At 38.6% G+C, this 26911-nt stretch carries 23 protein-coding genes and 1 tRNA gene; 16 read left to right on the top strand and 8 right to left on the bottom strand.

Going from position 1 to position 26911, the window contains the following annotated elements:
* The first annotated feature begins 91 nt into the window (after positions 1 to 91).
* Genes IB67_RS08760 through ndk form a run of 4 tightly spaced genes read left to right on the top strand, consistent with a single transcriptional unit; the run spans position 92 to position 3565 of the window.
* Positions 92 to 541, top strand: a complete 450-nt coding sequence (locus tag IB67_RS08760; protein ID WP_072758876.1) for a methylated-DNA--[protein]-cysteine S-methyltransferase — start codon at positions 92 to 94, stop codon at positions 539 to 541.
* Positions 538 to 2562, top strand: a complete 2025-nt coding sequence (locus IB67_RS08755; RefSeq protein ID WP_434223415.1) for a transglycosylase domain-containing protein — start codon at positions 538 to 540, stop codon at positions 2560 to 2562. The genes IB67_RS08760 and IB67_RS08755 overlap by 4 nt, the downstream gene beginning before the upstream one ends.
* 44 nt (positions 2563 to 2606) lie before the next feature.
* Positions 2607 to 3140 (top strand): hypothetical protein, encoded by a 534-nt coding sequence (locus tag IB67_RS08750; RefSeq protein WP_072758880.1) that lies wholly within the window; start codon positions 2607 to 2609, stop codon positions 3138 to 3140.
* Positions 3122 to 3565 carry a nucleoside-diphosphate kinase gene (gene ndk / locus IB67_RS08745; RefSeq protein ID WP_072758882.1) on the top strand — a complete coding sequence of 148 codons (444 nt, stop codon included), beginning with the start codon at positions 3122 to 3124 and terminating at the stop codon, positions 3563 to 3565. The genes IB67_RS08750 and ndk overlap by 19 nt, the downstream gene beginning before the upstream one ends.
* A 66-nt stretch (positions 3566 to 3631) precedes the next feature.
* On the opposite strand, the gene IB67_RS08740 is transcribed toward ndk, so the two are convergent.
* Positions 3632 to 5245, bottom strand: coding sequence for a Na+/H+ antiporter NhaC family protein (locus IB67_RS08740; protein WP_072758884.1), 1614 nt, complete (start codon positions 5243 to 5245; stop codon positions 3632 to 3634).
* 342 nt (positions 5246 to 5587) lie between these two features.
* Between IB67_RS08740 and IB67_RS08735 the strand changes: the two genes are divergently transcribed.
* The gene (locus IB67_RS08735; protein WP_064011468.1) at positions 5588 to 6067 is read left to right on the top strand and encodes a ferritin-like domain-containing protein; all 480 of its coding nucleotides are present in this window, start codon (positions 5588 to 5590) and stop codon (positions 6065 to 6067) included.
* Positions 6068 to 6137: 70 nt separating this feature from the next.
* On the top strand, positions 6138 to 7172 hold the full coding sequence (locus IB67_RS08730) for a CapA family protein (RefSeq protein ID WP_072758896.1): 1035 nt from the start codon (positions 6138 to 6140) through the stop codon (positions 7170 to 7172).
* Here the strand turns inward: IB67_RS08730 and IB67_RS08725 are convergent.
* Together IB67_RS08725 and IB67_RS08720 are read right to left on the bottom strand one after the other, a co-directional pair.
* Positions 7169 to 8875: an HD domain-containing phosphohydrolase gene (locus IB67_RS08725; RefSeq protein WP_339746711.1), complete on the bottom strand. Its 1707-nt coding sequence runs from the start codon at positions 8873 to 8875 to the stop codon at positions 7169 to 7171. The genes IB67_RS08730 and IB67_RS08725 overlap by 4 nt on opposite strands.
* Positions 8876 to 9010: 135 nt before the next feature.
* Positions 9011 to 9086, bottom strand: a tRNA-Asn gene (locus IB67_RS08720).
* 242 nt (positions 9087 to 9328) lie between these two features.
* Between IB67_RS08720 and IB67_RS08715 the strand changes: the two genes are divergently transcribed.
* On the top strand, positions 9329 to 9532 hold the full coding sequence (locus IB67_RS08715; RefSeq protein WP_072758900.1) for an FmdB family zinc ribbon protein: 204 nt from the start codon (positions 9329 to 9331) through the stop codon (positions 9530 to 9532).
* A 64-nt stretch (positions 9533 to 9596) separates the two neighbouring features.
* Here IB67_RS08715 and IB67_RS08710 read toward each other — a convergent pair whose 3' ends face one another.
* Positions 9597 to 9797 (bottom strand): cold shock domain-containing protein, encoded by a 201-nt coding sequence (locus IB67_RS08710; protein WP_072758902.1) that lies wholly within the window; start codon positions 9795 to 9797, stop codon positions 9597 to 9599.
* 239 nt (positions 9798 to 10036) lie between these two features.
* On the opposite strand from IB67_RS08710, the gene IB67_RS08705 reads away from it, so the two are divergent.
* The 8 genes from IB67_RS08705 (at position 10037) to IB67_RS08670 (ending at position 20114) form a co-directional block, all read left to right on the top strand.
* A complete protein-coding gene (locus tag IB67_RS08705) occupies positions 10037 to 11932 on the top strand; it encodes a putative glycoside hydrolase (RefSeq protein WP_084634361.1) in 1896 nt (631 codons plus the stop codon).
* 96 nt (positions 11933 to 12028) lie between these two features.
* Complete coding sequence (locus IB67_RS08700) at positions 12029 to 12277, top strand: S4 domain-containing protein (RefSeq protein WP_072758904.1); 249 nt, start codon at positions 12029 to 12031, stop codon at positions 12275 to 12277.
* Positions 12261 to 14591 (top strand): diguanylate cyclase domain-containing protein, encoded by a 2331-nt coding sequence (locus IB67_RS08695; protein WP_072758906.1) that lies wholly within the window; start codon positions 12261 to 12263, stop codon positions 14589 to 14591. Before IB67_RS08700 ends, IB67_RS08695 begins: the two co-directional genes overlap by 17 nt.
* Before the next feature lie 47 nt (positions 14592 to 14638).
* Positions 14639 to 16420 (top strand): ABC transporter ATP-binding protein, encoded by a 1782-nt coding sequence (locus tag IB67_RS08690; protein ID WP_072759179.1) that lies wholly within the window; start codon positions 14639 to 14641, stop codon positions 16418 to 16420.
* 14 nt (positions 16421 to 16434) lie between these two features.
* Positions 16435 to 17340: a LipS2 family lipoyl synthase gene (lipS2, locus tag IB67_RS08685; RefSeq protein WP_072758908.1), complete on the top strand. Its 906-nt coding sequence runs from the start codon at positions 16435 to 16437 to the stop codon at positions 17338 to 17340.
* Positions 17341 to 17370: 30 nt separating this feature from the next.
* Positions 17371 to 18147, top strand: coding sequence for a flagellar biosynthetic protein FliR (locus IB67_RS08680; RefSeq protein ID WP_072758910.1), 777 nt, complete (start codon positions 17371 to 17373; stop codon positions 18145 to 18147).
* Positions 18078 to 19226 (top strand): flagellar biosynthesis protein FlhB, encoded by a 1149-nt coding sequence (gene flhB, locus IB67_RS08675; protein ID WP_072758911.1) that lies wholly within the window; start codon positions 18078 to 18080, stop codon positions 19224 to 19226. Before IB67_RS08680 ends, flhB begins: the two co-directional genes overlap by 70 nt.
* Before the next feature lie 96 nt (positions 19227 to 19322).
* The gene (locus IB67_RS08670; RefSeq protein WP_072758913.1) at positions 19323 to 20114 is read left to right on the top strand and encodes a hypothetical protein; all 792 of its coding nucleotides are present in this window, start codon (positions 19323 to 19325) and stop codon (positions 20112 to 20114) included.
* On the opposite strand, the gene IB67_RS08665 is transcribed toward IB67_RS08670, so the two are convergent.
* The 4 genes from IB67_RS08665 to IB67_RS08650 form a co-directional block, all read right to left on the bottom strand.
* Complete coding sequence (locus IB67_RS08665) at positions 20092 to 21441, bottom strand: aldehyde dehydrogenase family protein (protein WP_072758915.1); 1350 nt, start codon at positions 21439 to 21441, stop codon at positions 20092 to 20094. The genes IB67_RS08670 and IB67_RS08665 overlap by 23 nt on opposite strands.
* 21 nt (positions 21442 to 21462) lie before the next feature.
* Complete coding sequence (locus IB67_RS08660; RefSeq protein ID WP_072758918.1) at positions 21463 to 22080, bottom strand: lysoplasmalogenase; 618 nt, start codon at positions 22078 to 22080, stop codon at positions 21463 to 21465.
* A 73-nt stretch (positions 22081 to 22153) separates the two neighbouring features.
* Positions 22154 to 23950 carry a 5'-nucleotidase C-terminal domain-containing protein gene (locus IB67_RS08655; protein WP_498875272.1) on the bottom strand — a complete coding sequence of 599 codons (1797 nt, stop codon included), beginning with the start codon at positions 23948 to 23950 and terminating at the stop codon, positions 22154 to 22156.
* 28 nt (positions 23951 to 23978) lie between these two features.
* Positions 23979 to 25382, bottom strand: a complete 1404-nt coding sequence (locus IB67_RS08650) for a PDZ domain-containing protein (RefSeq protein WP_491745826.1) — start codon at positions 25380 to 25382, stop codon at positions 23979 to 23981.
* Between the two features lie 384 nt (positions 25383 to 25766).
* Between IB67_RS08650 and IB67_RS08645 the strand changes: the two genes are divergently transcribed.
* Positions 25767 to 26906 (top strand): acyl-CoA dehydrogenase, encoded by a 1140-nt coding sequence (locus IB67_RS08645; protein WP_339746692.1) that lies wholly within the window; start codon positions 25767 to 25769, stop codon positions 26904 to 26906.
* Positions 26907 to 26911: the final 5 nt, after the last annotated feature.

The following is a 26911-nucleotide window of genomic DNA, read 5'->3' as shown; positions in this document are numbered from 1 at the left end:
GCTTCATCACACTATTGATATTTCTGATTATATTCTAAACTAATAAAATAAAGATAGCAATATCAATTATATGAAAAGGAGTGATTTAATTATGCAAAAGTTTGATTTATCTATCGTAAGCTGTGAAATTGGTAGTGTTTTAATATTTACTAAGAATGGCATATGTGAAAAAATCGAACTTTCTAACGACTTATACGCACCTTCTGGTGAGAATATATTCACTGCCCAGATTTCAGAATATCTCTCTGGTAAGAGAAGAGAGTTTGATTTTCCTGTTCGTTATTCTTCCGGTCCTGTCTTTGAAAAGATTTGGGAGAGTTTGAAAGAAAATGTACCGTATGGTAAAATAATCACGTACGGTGAACTTGCAAAGATTTGTAACGCAAATCCAAGAGTTGTTGGCTATGCAATGGCCATGAATCGTTTACCCTTGTACATTCCATGCCACAGGGTTGTAGGTAAGAACTCCTTAGGAGGATTTAATGGAAAGAATGGGCTGAAATGGAAAGAATATTTACTTCGTTTGGAGGGATCAATTTGAAAAAGTTTCTTCTAATTCTTTTCTTGTTGTTCTTCACACTCTCATTTATCTTTCCGATGATGCTTTATAAATGGTACACAAGTAGGATTGAACCACCGCAAAATAAAGTACCAGCAAGTCTTGTTGTTGAATACTCCGATGGGACCCCTCTTTACACTCCAAAGACAGTGTGGATCGATTTTGAAGACATACCGAATCTTGTTAAGGATAGTATCGTAGCCTCCGAAGATAAGAGGTTTTATCAGCACAGTGGCGTTGACTTGATTGGAATCGCCAGATCATTTTTTGTCATACTGACCACGGACAGCATTCAAGGCGGTAGCACAATCACTCAACAACTTGCAAGAACCCTCTATTTAACAACTGAAAGAACGTGGAAACGAAAGATAAAGGAAGCATTAATAGCACTATGGTTAGAACAGAACTATTCAAAGAATGAGATTTTGGAACTGTATATAAACTCTGTTTATCTCGGAAATGGTGTATATGGTTTCCCAGCAGCCGCAAAATATTACTTCAATAAAACTTTGGAACAGTTGAAACCCGTCGAAGTAGCGATGTTAACTGCAACTTTACGCTCACCGGAACATGCGAATCCTCTTGAAGAATTAAACGCTGACTTCACCAAAACTGTCCTTCGCAAAATGATGAATGAAGGTGTTATAACAAACGCTGAATATGAAAATGCTTTAGAGACACTTTCGTCGGAACATGCCAGAAATGTCAACATTGCCGGCAATATGTTCGACCAAGACCTTTTCTGGATGGTAGTTGTGGAACTTAAAGAGCTTGGTTTTGAGCTCGGGGATCTAAGAAATGGCTTCAGGGTCAGAACAACGATAGATAAGAACATGCAAACGTTGCTAAACAAAAACATAGACAAGACAAAAATGGCTGGACTAATAATTGAACACACAACAGGTAGAATTAGGGCAGCATACGGACTTGGGATCACAAGTGGCAGAAGACAAGTCGGTTCCGTAATTAAGCCGATGTACTATTACTTGGCATTCATGGGCGGATGGAATAAGAACGACATTTTGGAAGATAAACCAATTACTATAGGAACGTGGTCCCCTCAGAATTTCGATAAGGAATTCTGGCAGGAAGTTACGCTCGAAAATGCTCTTATCTACTCGCGTAACGTTCCTTCCGTAAATCTTTTCATGGCGCTGGGTCAAAGCAAAGTAAAGAACTTTCTAAAAAATACGTTGATGGTTGACGGCTATTATCCAAACGACGCAACATTAGCACTTGGAACATTGGAAACATCTCTTGTTGATGTTGCGAAGGGATTTGAGCCTATATTTAACGGTGGAATTGTCATAAGGCCAAGGATCATTGAATACGTTAAAGATAGAAATGGAGTAATTTATTATTCCTATAAGCCTGAAATTCTAAATGTAGTTAAGCCTCCAAAAGATTTTGAAGCAAGAACTCCAGTTGAAGCTTCTGTTCTTACGATGCAGCTTATGGAAAAGGTCGTTACTATGGGAACTGGTAAGTCTGCAAACATACCCGGTAGAAAGATATACGGTAAGACTGGAACAGCTGAAAAGAATGCTTGGTTCGTTGGTGGCGATGGAAAATATTTATTCTTGCTAGTAAAAGACGGAAAAGACCTGACTGGTGGACGAGATGTCGCACCTGTTTGGCGCGAAATTGCAAAGAACACGGAAATTGGCTATATTCCGATATCTTTACCAGTTAGCAAAAAGATGCCTTCAACAGAAAAGAAGCAAGTTGAGGAGGAGACAGTGCTTCAACCTTTAAGTCCTGTGGATGAAGAAAGTATAAGTATCCCCGACGAGTCTATATCCCAAACTACCGAAAAAGCAGATACCGAAGAGGATATATTTAACAGGGTTAGATCAAAGTCAATAACTTCTGATGAATTACTTAACGTTTTAAAGACTATGGATTCAGACAAGCAAAGAGAAGTGCTGTCAAGAATAAACGAAATTGATCCGGACTTAGCATCACAAGTTTATACTAAATTATTGGGCGGTGGAGAGTTCTAAAAGTATAGAAATAAAATCGTACTGGATAATGGGGAGGAAAATCAATGAAATTTTTCTACAACCTCGAAAAGGTGGAAAATTACGAATATGTAGTTGTGAAAGTTCAAGAAGGTGAACATTCGGGTATCGGAGCCATACTTCCAGTGAGGCGAAACGGAGAAAATTACAAGATTTTTATGGGAGTGATAGAAGAGTATAGAACAATTGTTGAAAAGTCAAAAGCCGAGGATGTTTTCATCATACCAAAAGTACTTGAAAAGCACTTCCCTAAACACCCGAAGGTTACTTTTGCAATTCAGGCCGCGTTTTTAGAGCTGTTCAGTAAAAAATACAAAATCGAAATGGAGAAAATGCTCGGTGGTTTGCAATCTCCCAAAAATGAGATTTGTGGAGAGTTATTATATCCAGAATACTACGGCGATATATTCTATGTTAGATACATTCCAGAAATAGAAGCACACATAAACCACACTTTTGTCCTCGTAAAATATCCACACAACGAGATGGATCATATCCTGAGTGCACTTTCAACGAACTATAAGAACTTGGAGGTGATCTCTTGGAAAGAACTTTTGTGATACTTAAACCGAACGCAGTAAGAAGAGGATTAATAGGCGAGATATTGAAGAGATTTGAACAGCGCGGAATAAAAATAGTCGGTCTGAAATTTTTATGGATGACGAAGGAACAATGTGAAAAGCTTTACGAACCTCACCTTGGAAAACCGTTTTACAATGAACTCGTTGAATTTATGATGGGCGGTCCAGTTGTAGCAATTGTTCTCGAAGCTCCAAGGGTTATAGAGATGGTGCGCCACATTGTAGGTGCGACTGACCCTCTAAAAGCTGAAGCTGGAACGATCAGGGGCGAATTCGCTCTAACAGTGACGAAAAACCTCATTCATGCAAGCGATTCTTTAGAAAATGCTCAAAGAGAAATGTCAATATTCTTCACTGAAGATGAAATCATTAACTACAATCTTGATATACAAGAAGATATTTAAAGACTTAAGCCTAATAAAAAACCTGGGGACAGTTCACTATCCCCAGGTTTTGTTTTTTGTTGGATTTTATGCTTCTTTCGGATTAAAAGCTCTGGCTACAATCTCATAACCAACGAAGAAAACAATAAGTGCAGAAATGAGCCCCGCGATAGGACTATCGAATAGACCTGCTACGAGGTATCCAATTGCTGAAACGATCATAGCGAAAACAGCATACGGAATTTGAGTTGCTACGTGTTCAAGGTGTGGACAAGAAGCACCTGTTGAAGAAAGGATTGTAGTATCAGAAATAGGCGAACAGTGATCACCAAATATAGCTCCTCCTATCGCTGCTCCAACTGCTACAAGCGTACTGTTTAATAAATCAGCGCCAGTTTTTTCAGCGAGAGCAACCGCTATTGGGAATGTGATCGGTATCATTATCGAGAACGTGCCCCAGCTCGTTCCCGTTGCAAAAGAGATTGCCGCTGCAATCAAGAATACTACGACTGGAAGAGCCCAGAGTGGAAAACCACCCGTTGTCACAACATGGGCTAAGAACTTAGAAAGTCCAAGTCCGCCATCCTCTGGTGAACTCTTAATGACTGTACCTATTGTCCAAGCCAAAGTAAGTATTACAAGTGCTGGAACCATAGATTTTATACCGTTTATTATCGCTTCGCCAACTTTTTGAATTGTCAGAAGACCTCTAACAATGAAATATATTGAGGAGAAGACCAACGTGAAAATTGATGCATAGAAGAGCGCCTTTGAAGCATCGGTATTGTTGAATGCATCCTTTAAAGTCATCGATTTCACAGCTTCTGAAAAATTGTGGACGGTTTCGCCATCAATTGCTCCAAGGTAAGTTGTTATCGGGAAGAAAACAACCGCTAAGCCAACAAGAACTAATATGGGGAGGACCATGTCGATGGCTTTTGCTCTTTCTTTTACTACAACGCCTTCTTTTATCTCGCCTGTCGGCTGTCCAAATTTTTCATCGTACAAACCAATACCATTCAACGCACGCATCTCACTCTTTGCCATTGGTCCGAAGTCTTTTCTTAATGTAGTTTGAAGAACTGTAAGGATTGCCAGAATCGCATATAAGTTTATAGGAATAAGCATAATGAAGAAAGTAAACTCGCTGACTCCCAATTTTGAAAATCCGTCTGAACCCTTGATTATGCTCATAATTGTAACAACCCAGCTCGATATAGGAGCAAGAACACTAACTGGAGCTGCCGTTGAGTCAAGTATGTAAGCCAACTTTGCACGAGAAATCTTTTGCTCGTCCGTGACTGGTCTCATCACTGTACCGATTGTTAAAGAGTTAAAGTAGTCATCAATGAATATGAAGATACCAAAGAGCCAGGTTATTATGAGTGTCCCTTTCCTGCTCTTAACCTTTGATGCCATCCACTTTCCAAAAGCGTGAGCAGCACCAGTAGCTTGCATCAAACCAACAAAAGCACCGAGCAGAGCGCAGAAAAGCACTATTCTGATGTTCCAAGAATCGTTCAAAGAGTTTGCTATACCGTCCGTTGTTCCAATGAGTGCTGCAAGAGGATTCCAGTTGTTGACGATAAGGTATCCCACAAAAACGCCTGTAAAGAGTGAAAAAACAACCTCCTTAGTTAAGAGTGCGAGAATAACAGTAAGTACAGGTGGTAACAAACTTAACCAACCATAATGCTCCATCCTCATCCCCTCCCTTTTTGGTGTTCTCAATACGGAAACTTGTAAAGGTCATTGTTATTATATCAAATCGTTCATTTATGTTATGGCCCCCATTTTCTGACTATTTCAGTCAATTATTACCAATAAAGTAGAATTGTCTTGCCAATTCTTGTGTGCACTTAGTTTTTTGATTTACACTTGATTTCGGATTAGAGTTCCAATATGGTATAATTTCAAGTGAATTGTCCCATAATACCGCCTGCTGGGGATGGGGAAGCGTATAAGGCGGATAAGAAATACCCCAGCCTAAACTGCACTTTATTAATTTTGGTGTTTGCGTGCAGTTTAGAATGAGGTGAGCTTATGACAGGAAAGGAACTATTACAAATAGCGGTTAAAATCGAAGGGTCCGGATATTCATACTATTCAAAGCTTGCTGACAAGGCACAAGGTCAATTGAAAGAGTTCTTCAAAGAACTCGCTAATCAAGAAAGAGAACATGCTCATCGTTTTGAAGAAATCATGAAGAAATACGCCGATGAACCAACGATGGCAACGTGGCAAAATGAAGAAGTCGGCGGCTATGCTGAAACATACGCAAAAGCATTCATTTTCCCGGAAATTGAAGAGGAGAAAATGCCAGAGACTCTTATTGGAGCACTCAGAAAAGCTATAGAAGTTGAAAAAGATTCAATAATTTACTATAATGAGATCAAATTACTCGTTCCAGACACAAAAGCTGTTGAAGAGATAATCAAAGAAGAAAAGGAACACCTCAGAAAATTATCCGAAAAACTGCAGAGTGAAGATTTATCAACTTACAGCGAGGGAAGCATGATTTAATGTTGCTAAGCACTAATAATCAAAACCCGGTTCTGCACCGGGTTTTGAATTTTTCTATTGAGAGGAACCTATGGATAGACGTTTCTTAACTTGTGTCTTTTTTATATTCTTTATCACTATCTCTCTATTCGGGATGGAGATAACGTTATCTTTTGTTGGTGACATCATGTTCCATAAACCGATAATAGATTCTGCCCTTTCCAACGGGAAATACGACTTCAAAAACATCTTTAAATATGTGAAGACGTACATAGAAAAGACTGACCTGGCATTTTGCAACCTCGAAACCACATTAGGAGGAAAGCCATACACAGGATATCCAAGATTCTCCTCCCCGGACGAAGTTTTAGATGCTATAAAATATGCAGGTTTTGATGTCGTTAATGTCGCTAACAACCACATGCTCGATAGAGGTGCAAGCGGGCTTATTAGAACGATAAAGAAAGTTTCTGAGAGCGGATTAACATGCGTCGGAGCTCGGTTAAATCCACTTGAGAAGGAATATACAATTGTAGACGTCAAAGACATCAAAGTTTCTTTTGCATCCTTCACATATTCAACCAACGGCATACAACTGGACAAGGAACGTGCATATATGTTTACATACATATCCAAGGATGTAATAATGAACATAGTACAAAGTATGAGGAAAGAATCCGACATAGTGATAGTTTATCTCCACTACGGGAATGAATATCAAACAACACCAACAAAAGAACAAAGAGAATTAGCTCATTTAGCTTTGAAAAGCGGTGCTGATTTGGTCATAGCAAGTCATCCGCATGTATTGCAAGAAATAGAACTAGTTAAAGACGGACTAAAAACAAAACTAATTGCTTATTCACTCGGAAATTTCCTTTCAAACATGACAGATCCAGGTACAGATGAGGGTGTTATTCTAAACATAACGTACCATAAAGTAAAAGGAGTCACTCAAGTGACTCCCGTCTTAACGCTCGTTCAGAAATACTACGACAATGAGAAACTTCTATTCAGAATAATTCCCGTTAACGATTTTATAAAAAAACCGGACAAATTTATCAATTCACAAACTTTGGAAAAACTTTATGATGTCTCGAAAAAGAATCTTATGTCTGAAGACTAATCTTTAAGCATTTCATACACGCTTCTAATTTCTTCCAGGCAATTCGTAAAAGCATTTACAACCGCTGGGTCGAAGTGCCTACCTTTTTCTTTCACAATCATATCGACCGCCACATCGAAAGGAATAGATTCCTTATAAGGTCGCCTTGTTGTGAGTGCGTCGAATACATCGGCAATTGCAAGTATTCGACCTTCTATGCTTATCTCTTCACCACGTTTCCCATTCGGATAGCCCTTGCCATCCCAACGTTCGTGATGATCTTGAACTATGTTCCTCATACTATTTATTGTCTCCGCGTCAATTATACCATTTGTGTTCTCAGCCAACCTGTCTATTATATGCATTCCAATACCCACATGTGTCTGCATTATCTTCCATTCATCTGAATCAAGTCTACCTGGCTTCAACAAGATACTATCTGGAATTCCAACCTTACCTATATCATGTAAAGGGGCAAAATCGTACAGGATTCTTATCAGTTTAGGTGGCAAATTCATGTTGCTTGCTATCAATTTAGTGTATAGAGACACTCTCTTAATGTGATTGCCAGTTTCATTATCTTTGAATTCCACTAAGTCTGTTAAACTATGAGCAAACTCCGATAATGCTTTCTGCAAGTTGAGGGTGTAGTAAAGCCTATGTGAAAGTATGTCCGAAACGCTGAAAAATAGCTTAGCATCATCTTCTGTAAAATTATTAGGTCTACTGGACGTCAGGAAAAAGAATCCAAAAGGTACAGTGTTAATGCTTGCGAGGACTGTAAGGTTAGATTTAAATCCTTCTTCCAGAAGCAATTTCATAGACTTCGATTTGGTATAACTATAGAATTCCTCAAAATCATTTATGATTCTCCAATTAGTTCTCTCGGTTATCATTTTTCCAAGAGATGTTTCTGAGAACTTCTGAGAAAAACCTGGTCCGAGCTTTATCTGAATTCGCTTGTCAGTAAAATACGCCGTTTCAGCTACTATCTTTGATTCTTCGTGGTCTATAAGTGCTACAGAGAATCTTTCGGAATCAAAATATCTGCACAGCGCACTACCTGTTTCGCTAATAAAATCTTCAATACTCGCGGTCATTGGCACGTGCTTCAGACTTTCTAATATATCGTGAACCAGATTTATTTTATACACCGCTCTCTGGATATCCTCATCCTCCGAATACCTCACTACATTCGCTTCATTGAGCTTTGCCACGTATATATTGTCCGCAAGCTCGTTGAACCTTTCTTTAGAATCCTTTATATAGCATTTCACTAATTTATAGTTTCGATGAGAGAAAAGCATTCCAATTGAGAGTCCAAATACGATGAATATCATTGAAAAAGTCAGTATTTTGTATGATTCCTTGAAATCATTCTCCTCTGATTTTCGTACGAATTCAGCAAATTTGCAAATTTCGGTCAGTATCTCATTCTTAATAGATTCATCGTTCTTATAAACATCAAGCAATTCTTCATAAGAACGATAATCAAATCCATATTCTTTCATGTACGGGAGAATACTGTTAAACTCTCGCCTGCCAGCAATGACGTCATTGATCACTCGAAACGTTTCCCTGTTTTTCATGTAGGAATTCATATGTAGCCATTCGTGAATAAGTGAAGTTATAGCTATTATAGCTATAATGACCACAAATGTAATAAAAACAAATCTATTTCTCTTGATTATTCTCATCAGGCTTTTTTGCTTATTTTCTCTCATTCAACTCACCCACTTAAAAGGGAAATAATTCTCTTTTTTTATTATAGCACACTTTTTCAAGAACAGTTCATTGAGTTTTAGAATACAACCATTAAAACAAAAAAGCGGAGCCTTTCGACTCCGCTTTCTCTTTGTTGGCTCCGGCGGAGGGACTCGAACCCCCAGCCTAGTGGTTAACAGCCACCCGCTCTACCGGTTGAGCTACGCCGGAACTCACACATATCGTTATCTATTATATCACATTTCCGTTTAGTGTCAAGAACCTTTTCTTAAATTTCTTTATTTAAGCTTTTCTTCGTTTTCCTTTCCTTTGCGCTAAAAATCATAACCTAACTTCTTCATTTTGTCAAGATAGATTTAAAGAATTTAACACTCTGAATCTTGAATTATCAGCCAGTTTGATTATAATAAATAATAGAAATACTTATAAGATATCGAAACGGGGGTGAAACTATGCCAATGTACAGGTACGTTTGTGAGAATTGCGGAAGCGAAGAAGTTCATCTGCATGGTGTAAACGATTCACCAGTTATAGAATGTGGGAAATGTGGTGCACGGATGAATCGTACAATTGGGCGTGTAGGTATAGTATTCAAAGGAAGCGGTTATTACATAACAGACAATAAGAAAAGCACAGCCGAGACAAAGAGCGAATAATCGATAATTTGAAAGAAAAAAATAAAGCCCCCATAATCGGGGGCTGATTTTTATCCTCTTTAGCTTACTTAACGAGTTTTACGTTAGCTGCCTGAGGACCCTTGGCGCCATTCTGAACTTCGAATTCGACTTTGTCGCCTTCCTTGAGTGTCTTGAAACCTTCAACCTGAATAGCACTGTAGTGAACGAAGATGTCTTCTCCGTCTTCTTTTGTGATGAATCCGTAGCCTTTCTTTGCATCAAACCACTTAACTGTTCCTTTCATGTTACAACGCCTCCTAAAATCTGATTTACTCACCGCCGTTCCATTTTTCAGCGGTTGATTCATTATACACCTATAAATTTAAAAAGTCAATAGTTTTTATGAAATAAATAAATTCTCTCATCAAATATCAATAAGGCACTGTGTTTTGAACAGAACTTCTTCTATTATTAGCTATTAATGATATAATTATACGTGCAGTATATCAAACACATACACTGAGGAGGTAGGGCAAGTAGCATATGAAGCAAAAGAAAAACGACTATAAGAAGGTAAACAAGGTCTACAAACTGAGCCAAAGCGGGAAACTCTTGATTGACAGAATTAGAAAGACAAGGCTAAGAGTTACTATCCTCGCTGTTATTGTTTTCTTCATCGCATTGATCGGCGTATTTCAGTTGATGTTTTCTGAAAACTGGACTCTCAAGAATAGCAACAAATTGAACTCTGGAATGACATCGGTTGTTGACGAGTCGACAGAAACAGTATCTTCAACGGTGCACGATACAGAAAATTTAGAATCTGAGGAGACTATCGAATCTTCACCAACATCAAACTCAGCTCTGGAAATCGGCACAAAAGGCGGACAGTTAACAAATGAAGAAAGTACTATCTTGATACCGCCTTCAAATAATAGCGAAAAAACAGAAAGAAGAGACGAAGTTACGGTGGGCGATGCCGCAAAAGATTCTGAGGAAGATTCTAAGAACGACAAAACCAAGGAATCTATAGCCGAATCTAATAAACAAGAGACCATTGCTGACCCAGAACTAATAAAATTGGAAGAAAATCAAAAAAGCGAGGAACACTCAATCGACCAACAAATAGATAAATTGAATTCAATTAGCAATTCTAAATCAAGTAGTCAAAAATATAGTTTTGTTGTAGCATTCGGAGTGAGCGTTTTCGATAATCCAAAATCACTAAACGTTATCGACCAGCTCAGATACGCCACTTACGTAACAAAAATCGATGAGACCGTTGAAAACAGCGTCAGTTATTCAAAGATTTCTTACAAAACAGGTAAGGGCACAGTAGAGGGCTGGGTCAGGAGTCAATTCTTGAGCGATTCACTGAAACCTATTACTGGTGAAGAGTACAAAGAACTTTCCTTTGAACCTGTCAAGAAAATCAGTGGGCGAATTTCTAATGTGAGAGGTATATATTTAACAAGGTCATCTGTCAGTAACCGTGAAAAGATTGCTAAATGGGTCTCTTTTGCAAAGTCAACAAATTTAAACGCCTTCGTGATAGATGTAAAAGATGATGAGGGCTTTATGCTATTCAAAACAAATGCCGCCGCAAAGTTCGTACCGAGTGCTAACGACAAGGCGTACTACACGAAAGATGAATTTAAAGCCATAGCTAAGGAATTAAAAGAAAAGGGCTTCTACTTGATAGCAAGGATAGTCTGTTTTAAAGATCCATCTTATGCAAGAGCGCATATGGATAGAGCAATTGTATACAAGGACACAGGAGCTCCTTACATGGGTGTTTACAAAGTACCTTGGGCATCCGCATATGACAGGCAATTGTGGGAATATAATGTCGAGGTTGCAAAAGAAGCAGCGGAAGTTGGTTTTGACGAAATTCAATATGATTACGTTCGCTTTCCAGAGATTCGAAAAGAAGAGCGCAACAAGTTAGACTTGAGAAAACCTGGAAACGAAACGTTTGCCGAAGCGATTCAGAAGTTCCTCATATATTCAAAGAAAGAACTTGATGAATACAACATCCCGTTGGCCGCCGATATATTTGGATTGGTGTCAACAGCGGTTGACGATGTAGGAATAGGGCAGTATTGGGAAGCTGTTACAAATGTCGTTGATTATGTCTGTCCAATGGTTTATCCAAGTCACTATGCAAACGGTTCGTTTGGCTTAAGCGTTCCAGATGCATACCCTTACGAAACTATTTACAGAGCACTTTCAGATGGCATTAGAAGGAACAATCATATACCTACACCTGCAAGAATAAGACCGTGGTTGCAATCATTCACAGCAACTTGGGTGAGGGGTCACATAGTTTACGACGAGAATGCCATAAGAAAGCAGATTAAGGCAGCAAAAGATTTGGGAATAAACGAATATATGCTTTGGAATGCGTCAAATAATTACAAAAACATGTGGTATGAATGATTTTGCAAAGCTAATTTCTAAAAATTCGTATAGCGAACTATTAGATTTTGTGATAAAATTTTCTTAGCTATCACAATATCGATGAAGGTGGTTTAGATGAGGCTCGATAAGTTTTTAAAGGTAAACAGAATTATCAAAAGGCGAACAGTTGCGCAAGATGTCGCAAAGGCAGGACTGGTAAGAAAGGATGGCAGGGTTTTGAAACCTGCATATGAAGTTAAGCCTGGAGACGTACTTGAGATTAGTTATGGCCGTCGTACTGTTGTGATAAAAGTGACAGATGATTTGAAATATGAAGTATTAGAAGAAATTATCAGGGGTGAAGACGATGAGGAGCTTGATTGAAAATCATGTGGATGATTTTTTAGAAATTTTGACATATGAAAAAAGGTTTTGGAAAGATTTTTGGGAGAACCTGCCGTTCAAGCCTATAACGGAAAACTATGCAAGTTCCTTCTCGAACTTTTTTGAAAGATTATTGAATATCTCAAGGAACGAACTAACAGAGTTTTCTCATGATTACGAAACGAAAAAAGAGTCTTTGAAAGAAGAGCTATCAATTAGAATAAGGCAACACGCTCGAGATTTGGAACTATCCAAAGAAGATTTTGTCGTGTATTTAATCGCAGGTCTTGGAGAGAAAGACTGGATTGTTGTCGATGGTAAGAAGGAAAAAGTAATCGTATTCGACGTGTTTTCTCTGTGGAGAAAGGGTAAGTTCGACAATTTACCGGATGCAGTCTATCAAGCAGCTGTGCACTTCAGACACGGAGAAAATGAAGGGAATTATTACGATAAGTCCGAGATTTTCAGCTATTTGAAAGATGAAATTTCGCGTTTAAATGGAACAGATATTTTACAGAAAGTCTGTGAACTCCTTGACAGGAACGTTCCTTACTACAACTGGACAGGTTTTTACCTTATGGACGAGGAAGGGATGCTTGTTCTTGGACCATACGTAGGCGAACCAACAGAACACGTTAGAATCGCTGTCGGAAAAGGTATCTGTGGCCAAGCTGCTGAGACAAAACTCACATTCGTTGTTCAGGACGTAACACAAGAGACAAATTACCTCTCTTGTAGCCCACATGTTAAGAGCGAGATAGTCGTTCCAATATTCAGAAACGACGGTTCAGTCTTTGGAGAAATAGACATAGATAGCCACTACAAAGCGCCATTTGATGAAAGAGACAGAGAATTCTTAGAATGGATTGCACAACAGCTTAGGGTTAAAGTAGTGCATTTTCAAGAGTTCAACAGAAGAATCAAAATAGCGTATCTTGATAGTTATGTGTCGTATTTATTGAGTGAAATCGTAAAGTACGAAATTCCAATGTCCGTGGATCTTTTCATATATTACGAACCAGAAAAAGTTCCAGAGAATCTGTACAAATTCTGGAGGATAGCTCGTAAACTTCCAAACGCATATGTAGGTAAGGTAGTCGTTGTAGACAGCGTTGAAGATCAAAAAGTTGTAATCACATCCACTCACGGCGAGTACACACTTACGTATGAAGCCCTGAATCTTTCAGCATCTGACATAGTTTACAAAATGATTAGAGAAACTACACCTTACATTTCAAAAACGCTCTTCGAAATACACCAAAATGCTACAAGATTCGCGCAGAGTTTTGTGAACACCAGTTTGATAACAGAGTATGTCCTTAAACCAGAGAGCGACATCAATAAAACGTTCTACGCATTCTTAACAGGTATCACTGCGGGCTACTCCGGTTCGTTTAACAGGGCCATGTTCTTCTATCATCGGAATGGAAATTTTGTCTTTCAAAAAGCAATAGGTCCTCGGACACTTGAAGAAGCTCAAGAATTGTGGGAAGCAATTGAAGATGTGGAATTAAATATGACTGACTTTCTCGAAACAGTTTCAAAGGATTTTAAATCTGAAATAGAAATGCTTTACAAAGCAAAAGCCATTCCTGCAAAAATCTTGAACGAGTTCCTCGATGGTGAACCTCATATAGTCAACAGAAACATATTGCCAACAGTTGCTGACGATTTTGACATCACAAATGAGTTTGCTATCATGGCTTTGAAAAGCGGTGATAGTATTGTTGGCCTCTTGCTCGCTGACAATAACTTTGACCAGAAGAGTATAACAGATTATCAATTGAGCGTTTTGCAAAATCTCGGAAATTTGATGGTTTTGGTCATCGAAAACAGGAGATTTTTAGAAACCCTTAAAGAGCGAGCGGAAATCGATGCTCTGACAGAACTTAAAAGCAGAAGGGCTTTTGAGGAATTCATCAGCAACATACATCCGAACCAAAGCTTCTCAATAGTTTTCTTAGATCTCAATAAGTTCAAAGTCATAAACGATACCCAAGGACACGAAAAAGGCGATGAAATTTTGCGAGTTTGGGGTAAATGCGTGAACAATAGTATTAGAAAAGATGATATTGCTTTCCGATATGGAGGCGACGAAGTGGTACTTATCTTAAACACGCTGGAAAAATCAGATATTGAAAAGGTAGTCCACAGAATAGAAGAGTGTTTTAGGAACTCTACAAGTCTTACGTTCTCTTCTGGAGTTAGTTTCTATCCAAGTGAGGGAGATATCCAACATGTTCTTAGATTAGCTGACGAGCGCTGTTACAGGTCAAAGCTTTTTGGAAAAATAGAATTTCCAAGCCAAAAGTAGATTCTCAGCACCGAAAATTAGTTAAAGAGGTGTTAAAATTGGAAAAGATGAGCAAAGAAGAAACCAGTAAGGTCCGTAAGAAGAGCGTTTTCTTTAGATTGTTAAAATACTCCTTTCCCTATATTCACTTACTAATACTCGCGATAGCTATTGTATTGGTCCTGACTTATCTCACACTCATGCCACCACAGATTGTCAGGAAAGCGATAAACACATACATACTTTCCGAAAGTATCTCTCAAAGTGAGCGCTTTTCCGGTATAGCTCATCAATCACTTCTCTTTTTGTTAGTCTCGGGTGGTATATTTTTGTTCGAATACCTAAGTATTTTGGTTACAACTTACATCGGTGGTAGGGTCATATACGATGTCAGACGTCAATTGTATGATCACGTTCTGAAACTTCCGATGTCTTTCTTTGATAGGCACCCAAGTGGTCAGATAACAACAAGAATAACAAGCGATACGCAGAATATTCAGGAGTTCTTCACTTCAGTTATTACAAGCATTGTCAACGATGTGTTCTTGCTTTCAGGTGTTATTATAATGATGTGGCGTATAAGTTCGAGATTATTCTTGGATATAGTTTACATATTCCCTATCATTGTTGTTGCAATGATAGTTTTTAGATATTTCGACATACGTGCGTATAGAGCTGTGAGAACGGGAATTGCGAAGATTAACGCTTACATAGCTGAAAATCTCGCAGGTATGCCAGTGACTAAGCTCTTCAATGCAGAAGACTTCAAAAGAAAAGAATTCGACCAGATAAACAAGGAACTTTACAAAGCGCGGATGAACCAGCTTTACGTGTTTGGTATCTTCAGACCGCTTATTAACTTCCTGTACTATTTGACGTTGTCGCTGATTATCTGGTTCGGTTCAAAATACATACTTGGAAAGATTCTTAATTTCGGCGACTTGTATGCATTCGTTGCTTATATAGATACATTCATGAGACCTATAGAAGACCTCTCTGAAAAGTATGATATCATCCAGAACACGCTTGCAAGTGGTGAGAAGATTTTTGCACTTTTGGATGAGCCTCAAGAAGACCAAGGAAATGGTTCTGGAAAGCAGAATGTAGAGAACGGTTTCATAGACTTTGAGAATGTTTGGTTCAGTTATGATAATAAGAGATGGATTTTACAGGATGTGAACTTATCTTTCAGACCTGGCGAGTTGGTAGCTATCGTCGGCGAGACTGGAGCCGGGAAAACGACAATAATGAATCTGATAAACGGGATGTACCGCCCACAACAAGGAAAGATACTGATCGACGGTTTTCCACTTGAAGATTACAATATACACACGCTGAGAAGGCAGGTTTCAGCTGTTCCTCAGGATGTCGTGCTTTTCAGCGGAACACTACTTGATAACATAAGGCTTTTCCATGAAGAGATAAGCGAAGAAGAGGTACTTGAAGCTTTGCAAAAGGTTAGGGCGCTTGATATAATAAAGCGATTACCAAAAGGGATATACACGGAAATCGTTGAAAGGGGAAAAGGTATCTCAGCAGGCGAAAGACAACTCATCGCACTTGCAAGGTCCGTCCTCTTCGGTGCGAAGATTTTCATACTCGATGAGGCAACAAGTAACATAGATGTCGAGACAGAACATAAGATACAAGAAGCGGTAAGAGAACTATCAAAGGACAACACAGTAATTATGATTGCGCACAGGTTATCAACGGTCGTAGAAGCAGACAGGATAGTCGTTGTTGCGGATGGCAAGATAGCAGAAGAAGGAAGGCATTCTGATTTGTTAAAACGAAAAGGCGCATATTACAAACTTTACGAAATCCAGTTCTCTAAAGAAGAGATTGCGTAAGGAGACTATACAGAATGATTTTGAGAGCCTCATATTGGACTTGGAAAGTGTTAAGTGGTGAGAAGATTCCCGATGAAATGCCAACTGCATATTTGATGCTCGATGGAAAGTGCATGTACAATTGTTTATACTGTACCCATGCAAGTCTATCATCGAGCGATAACTCATACCTCTCAAGGGTCGTGTGGAAAGTAATTAGCTTAGAAGACCTACGTGACATCAATAAGAAATTCAAAAGGATATGCGTTCAAACGGTGAATTACAAAGGCTATAAAGAAGATATTCTGAGTTTGGTTAAACACATAAGAAGTCAGGAAAACGGAAACGGTATACTCGTATCGGTATCAACACGAGTCAAGGATTTCAACGAAATAGACGAAATTCTAAACAGCGGTGTTGACCAATTGGGTGTTGCGATAGATGTTGTTTCTGAGGAACACCATAAAGAATACCGTTCTTGGCCTCTTTCGTATACTCTTTCTTTAATAGAATACGGCGCAAGAAAATATAATGGCAGGATAACAACTCACATCATTGTTGGACTTGGAGAAAATGACAAGGAACTGAACGAAATGTTCATCAGAATGAAAGAACTTGGCGTTGAAGTGGCATTATTTGCATTTACACCAGTTAGAGGTACCGCACTTGAAAATCTAAATCCACCTTCCATAGAAAGATACAGAAAAATTCAACTTCTGCGTTATCTGATATTTGAAAATTCTGATATTCCAGATGTTGAATTCGATGAAAAGGGATATATCAAAACATTGAATTACCATGGTAAAGATACTTCAAAAGCATTTTTGACATCTGGCTGTACTCACTGCACCAGACCATATTATAATGATAGTCCAAGAAATTCGGTTCTGTACAATTATCACAGCGAAAAATATCTCGAACAAAAGGTTTTTGACACTTAAGACCCCATTTGTTGAAAGGTGTTGAAATTTGTGGTCAACACTTGGTATGTTTTATTAGAGCGCTATGCGTTAAGTTATGCTCTGATACTCTCAAGACTGACAGGGCTGATGGTCATTGCACCATTTTTCGCTGGTTTCTCTCTTCCTCTTGAAATAATGGTCATACTTCTAATTGCTCTCGGTTACCTAACCCTTATGAACATCCCAATTCTGACAACTATAAACTTGCCACTGCCAACGATTGTTGGATCAGTGGCTTATAATTTTTTCATAGGTTTCATAATAGGACTGATAGCTTACACGATAGTAAGTTCCGTATATGTTGGAAGCGAAATATTCGGTATACAGTCAGGTTTCAACGTCAGCGGTTCGTTAGACCCAACCGTTGAGGAATCACCGATAACAAGTGAGTTCATATATCTTATCTCCATCTACATATTTGTCTCGCTTAAGGGGCATCTTGTGCTTTATGAAGCCCTCGTCAACTCATTTCAAAAGTTTCCGATACTCATTACCGACATACCGTTTAAAGAAATAAATAATCTATATTATAAAGTATTTATCGACACTTTCCTATTTTCACTACAAATAGCCCTCCCGCTGATAGGCTTGATGTTTCTTATCAACGTGTTGTTTGGTATACTTTCAAGGCTTGTGCCACAGATGAATGTCTTCATGGTTGCAATGCCAGCTTCCACGATGATTATGTTTCTTTTGATGGTGGTGATGATACCCGTATGGGTAGAGTTGATATCAAAGATGGTTTACAAAATGGAACCATATATAGCTCAGCTTCTTTCAAGATAAATCTCCAACTCTTTGCAGACCCAGATAAAACGGAAAAAGCAACCCCCAGAAAAAGACAAAAGGCGAGAGAAGAAGGTCAAGTCCCAATTTCCAGAGAGTTCATATCTGGACTTGGCTTCTTGTTCGTGTCGATAATTTTCCTTTTCGTTGGAAAAGCACTGCTATCTTCACTCATCGATGGTACAATTGCAACTTTTGAAATATCGGATTCAGACCTTAGGACTTTCGAAGATTTTCTACTGTACTCGGTTAAATCATTTACTCCAGCGTTTACTGCACTCGCACTGCTTATCTTTGCTGCTGCCATTTTTTCGGTCGTTATAGGGCTTTTACAGACGCGGTTCCTCTTCACACTGAAAACCATGAAATTCGACTTCAACAGACTAAATCCTATAAGTGGCTTAAAAAGAATGTTTTCTTTAAGGTCGCTTTTCGAACTTGCAAAAGCTATAGCGAAACTGCTCATCGTTGGATTTGTCGGATACAGCGTTCTAAAGGGAAACTTCGATAAAATTCTGCTTACCGTAGATTCGGACATCAACGATGGTGTTCTAATAATATGGGGTACGTTTACTGAGTTAATCATAAAATGCGCAATTGCATTGATAATAGTATCACTTGGTGATTACTTCTTTTCGAGATACGAGTACGAACAGAATATCAAAATGACTAAGCAAGAAGTAAAGGAAGAGTTCAAAGAGATTGAAGGTAACCCAGAAGTGAAAAGACGTCAACGCCAAATCATGATGCAGTATGCTATGCACAGAATGATGCAGGAAGTACCAGAAGCAAGTGTAGTGATAACGAACCCAACGCACTTCGCCTGCGCCCTGCGATACGATCCAGAGAAGGACTTCGCACCGGTGCTCGTTGCAAAAGGCGTGGACAAAGTCGCTCAGAGAATCATGCAAATCGCAAGAGAAAACGATGTTCCGATAGTTAGAAATCCCAAGCTGGCAAGAGAAATATACTACAACACTGAATTGGGAGAATCGGTACCAGAAAGGCTATACAAAGCCGTTGCAGAAGTTCTTGCTTATGTATACGCCTTGAGGGAAAAAAGAGAAACCTTGGGATAATTTTTGATTTTTTTATTTTGATGATATAATATCTTTGACTTTGCTTAGCTTTTTTGTTACCTTAAAGTTCAAGGCTTCCTCAAGGGGGGGAAGGAAGTGAAAATATACTTTGATCCTAACTTCATATTCACGGAGTTGCTTGATTACTACGCGCCAGTGATAGTTGATTTGAATGGAAGATTATATATCGACTTACATTCGTTCAACATAGTGAATCTTTTGGGACGAAAGCCAAGAAATATATATCAAGGCACATTGAAAGACTGGTTCTTTAACATTTATGAATATGACGAAGATATCAATCTTGATATTGAGAACCTTCTGCCATTTACTGCTGAGAATTTTGATAAGTTCAAGATCTCTAACACTCTTTCAATAGAGCATGTGAAATATACAAATGAATCTTCCAAATTTTTCTTAAAAGTTGAAAACTCGCTGAACAATCTTGAGTGTGTCGTGTCGCTTTCGAATGAATACTTAATAAAAAACATAGAAATATTTTCTGACAAATATTTCGAATTCGTTCTTCAAATATTAGTCGGTATTCTTATAAAAGAATTGCTTTCAAAACACAATATCTCCTCTACGTTCACTCACCCGTTTATTTTCTTGATTAACTTTGCCGGTTCCAAATATGAAGAAGCATATGAAATATTGCAACGCTTAAGGAAAATCAACGAGAACCTATCAGTAAAGATACAGATAATGTACGAATTTTTCAAGAAGGAGAAATTTCAGCTTGGCAAAATCATCGAAAATACAGAAATTGGAAGCTTTACAAGGACAATTTACAAATACGGCAATATAGAAGATTTAATAAATGATTTGACAGCTGTTTTAGATACTTTGATCAAACTGATGGATCTTATTTCACCAGAAAACGCTTGAATGAGTCCAAAAACTTGTAAGGTGGATACTTCATTGGCACCTCTATCTTGTTTTTTTCGAAAACAGCTTTTTTGTTAGAGAAAGTCTCGAATGAATACCTTCCGTGATATTTCCCTATTCCGCTCGTCTTTATTCCACCAAAAGGCAAATCATCTATTACAATATGGCTTATCGTATCGTTTATACTTACTCCCCCTGCTTTAATCTTTAAAAGCTCGTTTTTTACTTGCTCATCATCCGTGAAAATATACATCGCAAGTGGATACGGATTTTTGGATATAATATATTTCGCTTCATCAAGTGTATCTACCGTTATCACTGGCAAGATAGGACCGAATATTTCCTCGTTCATAATGCCTGAGTCAAATGGAGGGTTCAAAACTATCGTTGGTGATATGTACTTATTGTTCTCATCCACTTCTCCGCCGAGAACAATTCCATCTTTAAATTCTGATAACAACTTCGAGAGCCTTTGAATGTGTTTTTCGTTGATTATCCTTCCGTAGAATCTTGAATCTTTCGGATTTTCACCAAAAAAATTAGCTACCCATCTTCTGAATTCGGACAAAAATTCGTCTAAATACACTCTTTCAATTATAAGATAATCAGGCGCAATGCAAGTTTGCCCGCAGTTTATAAATTTGCCGTACGCTATCCTCTTTGCTACAAGCGAAATATCCTTTGTCTTGTACACAACCGTTGGACTTTTTCCGCCAAGCTCAAGTGTTACTGGCGTTAGTTGTTTTGAAGCATGTTCCATAACTATCTTTCCAACAGCAGGGCTTCCTGTAAAGAAAATATAGTCAAACGGAAGAGATAACAAGTATTGCGTTTCCTGGACTTCCCCGAGAACCGTAGTGGCATACCTCTCTTCAAAAACTTCTTGAGTTAACTTTTTTATCAGAGCAGATGTATGCACTGAGAATTCCGAAGGTTTTATTATTGTTTTGTTGCCAGAAGCGATTGCACCAACAAGTGGCATTATAGAGAGATGGAAAGGATAATTCCACGGCGAAATTATCAAAACAGTTCCGTATGGTTCGTAGTATACATAATACCTACCTTGCATCAAGAGACTGAACTTTCTCTTTGGTTTGGTGAGTCTTTTTAAGTTCTTAATGAAATAATTTATCTCGTTAATAACCATATATATTTCAGTTAAGAACGACTCATCTGCACTTTTGTGAATATCGTTCCAAAGTGCATCGCATATGTCCTTTTCGTTTGCTAATATCCACTCTTTCAGCTTCTTCAAAAACTCTATCCTCTCATCTACGGTTAGCTCCGGTTGGTTTTTGACATTCGAGAATATTCTATCTATATTCATGAGTCCATACCTCCAAAGATTTTATCTTAGCATCGCACTTATCCCTATTAAAATCTGTCCGGAAAAATATGTTGACAAAATGAGAAAGTCTCTCAAAGGAACACTTTTAACATATTTATCGTATGCAAGAATTGCATCTGAAACAAAAAACAACAAAGCACCCAAGAACGTTAACAGACTCATGTTCGAAGAAAAAGCCAGCATCGTGCTGATAGCAAGTACATAGACAAGCACAGGTATCTTATCTTTGCCGAGCTTGTTTTGTATGAAGAAGTAATACGCAATTCCTATACACAAGACAAAAGTTAATATCAAAGCATTTGGAAAACCACCGTTCGAACGAAACGAAAAAATATAGAACACATGCCCAACGAGAAAAGAGAGCATACCATATAGAAAGAATTTCTCAAATTCCATGAAGAAGTCTCCAAGAACCCCAAAAAGAATACCCAGACTCAACAGTAACCTCCAACCACTGTAGTTTCCGTTTTTGACAGACCAACTGACAACTGCTATGAACACACAGAAAGTTGTGAGTACCTTTGTTAAAATCGACAAGCTCCTCTTATCAATTTTTCGATTGCTTTTCAAAGCAGTTGTTATAACCCCAAACACTATCGAGATAATTATCAAAACCATAACCTATCCCCCCTTTTACTTTAAGAAATCAAAAAACAGGGGCTTTTCTGCCCCTGCTGTTGAAACTACTGCATTAGGATGCTTTCTGCATCAATTTCAGGTATTCGAAGTACGGTACGTAGTACTTCAGAACATCCCCTGCCTTTACATCTCCACTTATATTATTCCACCTCTTAAGTTCTTCAACTCTGACACCAAGTTTTGAAGCAATGCTTTCGAGCATATCGCCAGCACTAACTGTGTATTCCATTTCAACATAGGCGCCCCAGTTATTGTCGAGCGTTGATTCTATCTCCTTCTTTTCAAGCAGGTAGTTTGACATGAGCTCGGCCATTTCTATCAAGACTTCTTTAACAACAGGTTTATTAGTAAACATCGAATATCCGCCGCCACCACCGGCACGGTAGTTGTTGAGCACAACTTCATATTCGGCATCCATATCGACCGGTTTACCCTCAAACATTAGGTCAACGATTCTATCACCAACAGGTCTATTCAACACTATCTTGTAAGAGATGCCTTCCCAAATGTCATAGTTATATCTCTGAACCTTAGGTTCCACCCACGTTTTGTTCTCTTTCGCTAAACCGTTTTCGAAAACGAAATAATCAGCGCTTCTCTCGAGAGCTGCTTTAATGTCTGCACCTTTAACCTTGATTACTTTCAATGTGTTTGCATATATGTAAACATCGTTTATATCCCTCAGCGTTACAGGACCAGCTTTCCAACCTTTTACATCGTTTGTGAAAAGAGCAGTCGAAGAAATCTTTGCCCCTGTGTAGTACATCTGTACTTTGTTGACGAACTCCATCAACGGATTATCCCAAAGTCTTGCTACAAATGGATCAAAGATGTAGAAATCTCCCTTAGCAGTTCCAACAGGTATATCGAGCCACCTTTGAGTCTTTTCTTCGTAATCCTTAGTGAGCTCAAGAATCTCTTGGTCAGCAGGATATTTTGAAGCATCGATTAGTTCTGGTTTTGAATCCTTTACTACCCACTTGCCTTCTTCGTTCTTTTCAAGTATCAAAGCAACCTTACCAACCATCCTTCCCCAGTTAGATGGCTGGACAACTGCAACATTTCCAATCTTCGTTGAAATAGTTCTGTGCTGGTGTCCGGTCAGAAGTACGTGTACTCCCTCAATCTCTGTTGCTAACGCGTACCCTTGATTTTCCCCAACGAGTGGTTCAGTTGGGTTACCTGTAGCCGGGTCTTTTTCTAAGCCACCATGATATGCAATCACAACCACATCAACTAAATCTTTAAAAGCCTCTACGTATTCCTTAGCTACCTGAACTGGATCCAAGAATTTCAATCCCTTTATGTTTCTCGGGTCTTCCCAATTTGGAATGTACTTTGTTGTAAGCCCAAGTATCAATACCTTAACGTCTCCGATCTCAACCAAGTGATATGGCATGAAATATGGAGTATCCTGCTCGTCTACAATATTTGCACTGAGGAATGGGAAGTCTGCTTCGCTGATAGCTTTGTTAAGAACATCTAATCCGTAATTAAATTCGTGATTTCCGAGCACACTCGCATTGAACTTTAAGTGGTTCATAGACAATACCATTGGGTTGACTGGCTCATTCTCAAAGCGTGCATGATAATAAGCCATAGGACTGCCCTGAATTAAATCACCTGTGTCGATTACTATGATATTCTCCTCCCCGTACTTCTCACGCTGTTCTTTAATTACCGACGCTACCTTCGCCAATCCCCAATTAGCAGGCTTGTTCGTCGCATAGTCCACAGGATAGATATAACCGTGCAAGTCACTTGTCTGTAGTATGACTATCTGCTTTGTTTCTGCGAAAATCAGAACCAACAAAGCTAAACTTAGTACAACCGTTAGTAACTTCCTCATCCTTCTCCCTCCTTGTTATAGTGTGGAACTACTGGTCACTATTTATTATCTTTAGTGCCTCGTTTAGCATATAATCACCTTCACCCTTTATGTACTGTATCCTTTTTTCTGTATTCATATCTACTGTAAAATCTGGCATCAAACCACTTTCACCGTTATCTTCAGAGAGAATCGCTGTTGGGAACGAGAAAGTCGTCATGAGCTTGTCATCGTATCTAAAATTAAGATCTGTTGTGTGGTTTATTTTCATCAGAGTTGGCTCACCTATCGTTCTTGACTTCCGTAATTTTCTAAACGTATAGATAAAATCCAACGCAGCATTTGAAGTGTATCTATCAAACAAAATCCATACATCTGCGTTTACAAATGGATCTCTCGGGATGAAAGTATGCTCAAACTCAAGCCTTAGCAACTCACCAGTTGTTTGTGTAAATTCAAAGCCATATTTCTCAAGAAGGTCCATATTGTATGCCGTGTTGACTACTGAAATACGTCTTTTCACACTTACTTTATTTGGCACCAAATGTTCGTACAGCTCTTTAAATATCGTAAAATCCCTACTTGATACACCTCGCAAATCTAACAATAAAACCTTCAAATCCCTATTTTGAACAAAGGTGTTGTCAAGAAATTCTCTATACCTGTTGAACATAGTGCCTGATAACTGAAACGTTCCAAGTTTCAAGATACCAATATCGCCATTTCGAGTGAATTCAAAAGGAGACCTTGAAGGCAAAGCTGGATACTGCGCACTCTCTCGTGGATAACTGAAAGCAGTCAATGTTTTTACATTAATTTCCTTCTCACCATTTTCACTCCTCAACTTCACATTATACTCCTTCTGCTTGTAAAAGATGCCAACAGCATCTTTTTTCTTATCAAGCAGTTCTGGTATCAGCTGAAAAAGGCTTGGCAGTTGTTGTTCCTTAACAAGATAGTTTTCTCCGCTTGTGAAAACAAGGAGCTCAGAAATTACCTTATCTACGCTTTTACCGTTTATTTCAACGATTTCGTCTCCTGCCTTTATGTTTTCGACAGCACTTGAATTGACTACTGCTTTTCCGTCAACAATTATCACGGAAAATGGCAAAACACTATATACTGGCTCAAAAGGAGGATATATTCTTAGATTTTCATCATTTAGAGCACTCAATACCGGCTGTACATACTTAAACGCATCAATAGGAAGGCATTTTCTTGGTATTTTAGAAAGAGCTGATTCGAAGACCTTTTTCGTATTATCTGCTAAAGTTTCTCTATCAGTCCGTGGATATACCTTCCTAACCAAACTATTAACATCTTCGAATGCTTTCGCCACATCGTCCCTTAAAACGAGTCTCTTTTGATACTTGTAGAATTCAATAATCCACGAAAGCAAAAACGTGATAACTATACCTGAAATAATAAAAATCAAGATAAGTTTTGTCCCCACCTTCAAGATACATCCCTCCAAGCGCCTTAAATTTCCAAACAACCTCTTAACATCTAATTATAGCACTGTGCATTTTGCTGTACAAATGGACAAGAAAATTCAGTTTAGCTTTAAATTATAACCTATGTCGAATAAAGGATAAAATGCAATCTATAAAATGCAATTATCTTAAATTTGATTTGTATGCTCCAAATTGCAGAAAAACACGGTTAGTCAAGTATAATTTCGAAAAATGCTTTTAATCTAATTCTTTTTACGTGATATTCTTCACAATTTAACTTAACATTTTATCTTTCTGTGATATACTGTAATTGTAACGTGAATATTTTCACGTTTGTTTGTGATACGTGTAGCAAAATACACTCTGAAACGGAGGTATGATAGATGGATTACTTATTAAGCAGGGAACACTTACTTGCAAGGGAGCTCTTTAGGGAATTCGCAGAGAAAGAGGTAAAACCTCTCGCACAGAAGGTTGACGAAGAAGAGTACTTTCCAATAGAGACGGTAAAGAAAATGGCTGAGATAGGCATGATGGGTATTCCATTCCCGAAAGAAGTTGGTGGTACTGGTGGAGATTACTTAACATATATAATCGCAGTAGAAGAACTTGCAAAACACTGTGCAACAACGGCGATAATATTGTCTGCTCACACTTCCCTTTGTTGCTACCCAATTTACACCTACGGAACACCAGCTCAGAAAGAGAAGTATCTAAAGCCACTTTTGAAAGGCGAGAAAATTGGCGCTTTCGCTCTAACTGAACCCAACGCAGGAAGCGATGCCGGAAATCAGCAAACCACAGCAAAATTAGTCGGAGACCATTATATTCTGAATGGTTCTAAGATATTTATAACCAACGGCGGGAAGGCTGATGTATTCATAGTCTTTGCGATGACGGATAAGTCAAAAGGCACGAAAGGTATAAGTGCTTTCATAGTCGAGAAGGGATTTGAAGGGTTCAAGATAGGTAAAGAAGAGCACAAACTTGGAATCAGAGGCTCTTCAACAACAGAATTGATATTTGAAGATTGCAAAGTACCAAAAGAAAATTTACTTGGAAGCGAAGGTCAAGGGTTTAAGATAGCACTCAGTACGCTCGACGGTGGAAGGATAGGCGTTGGCGCACAAGCACTCGGCATTGCAGAAGGTGCGATATCGGAAGTTCTAAAGTACGTGAAAGATAGAAAACAATTCTCAAAGCCGATTGGCACGTTCCAGGGATTGCAATGGTACATCGCAGATATGATAACAAAGACAGATGCTGCCAAGCTACTTGTGTACAACGCAGCGATAAAGAAGGATAAAGGGCAATTGACAAGTGCTGATGCAGCTATGGCAAAGAAATACGCCTCAGATGTGGCTATGGAAGTCACAACACAAGCTGTGCAAATCTTCGGCGGATATGGATACACAAGGGATTATCCTATCGAAAGAATGATGCGAGATGCAAAGATCACTCAGATTTACGAAGGCACAAACGAAATTCAAAAGTTAGTGATCGCTGCTCAGTACATAAAGTAATAGCC

The organism is Fervidobacterium riparium (assembly GCF_025370035.1).
Classification (GTDB): domain Bacteria; phylum Thermotogota; class Thermotogae; order Thermotogales; family Fervidobacteriaceae; genus Fervidobacterium; species Fervidobacterium gondwanense.
This window is presented reverse-complemented; position numbering and strand designations above follow the sequence as displayed.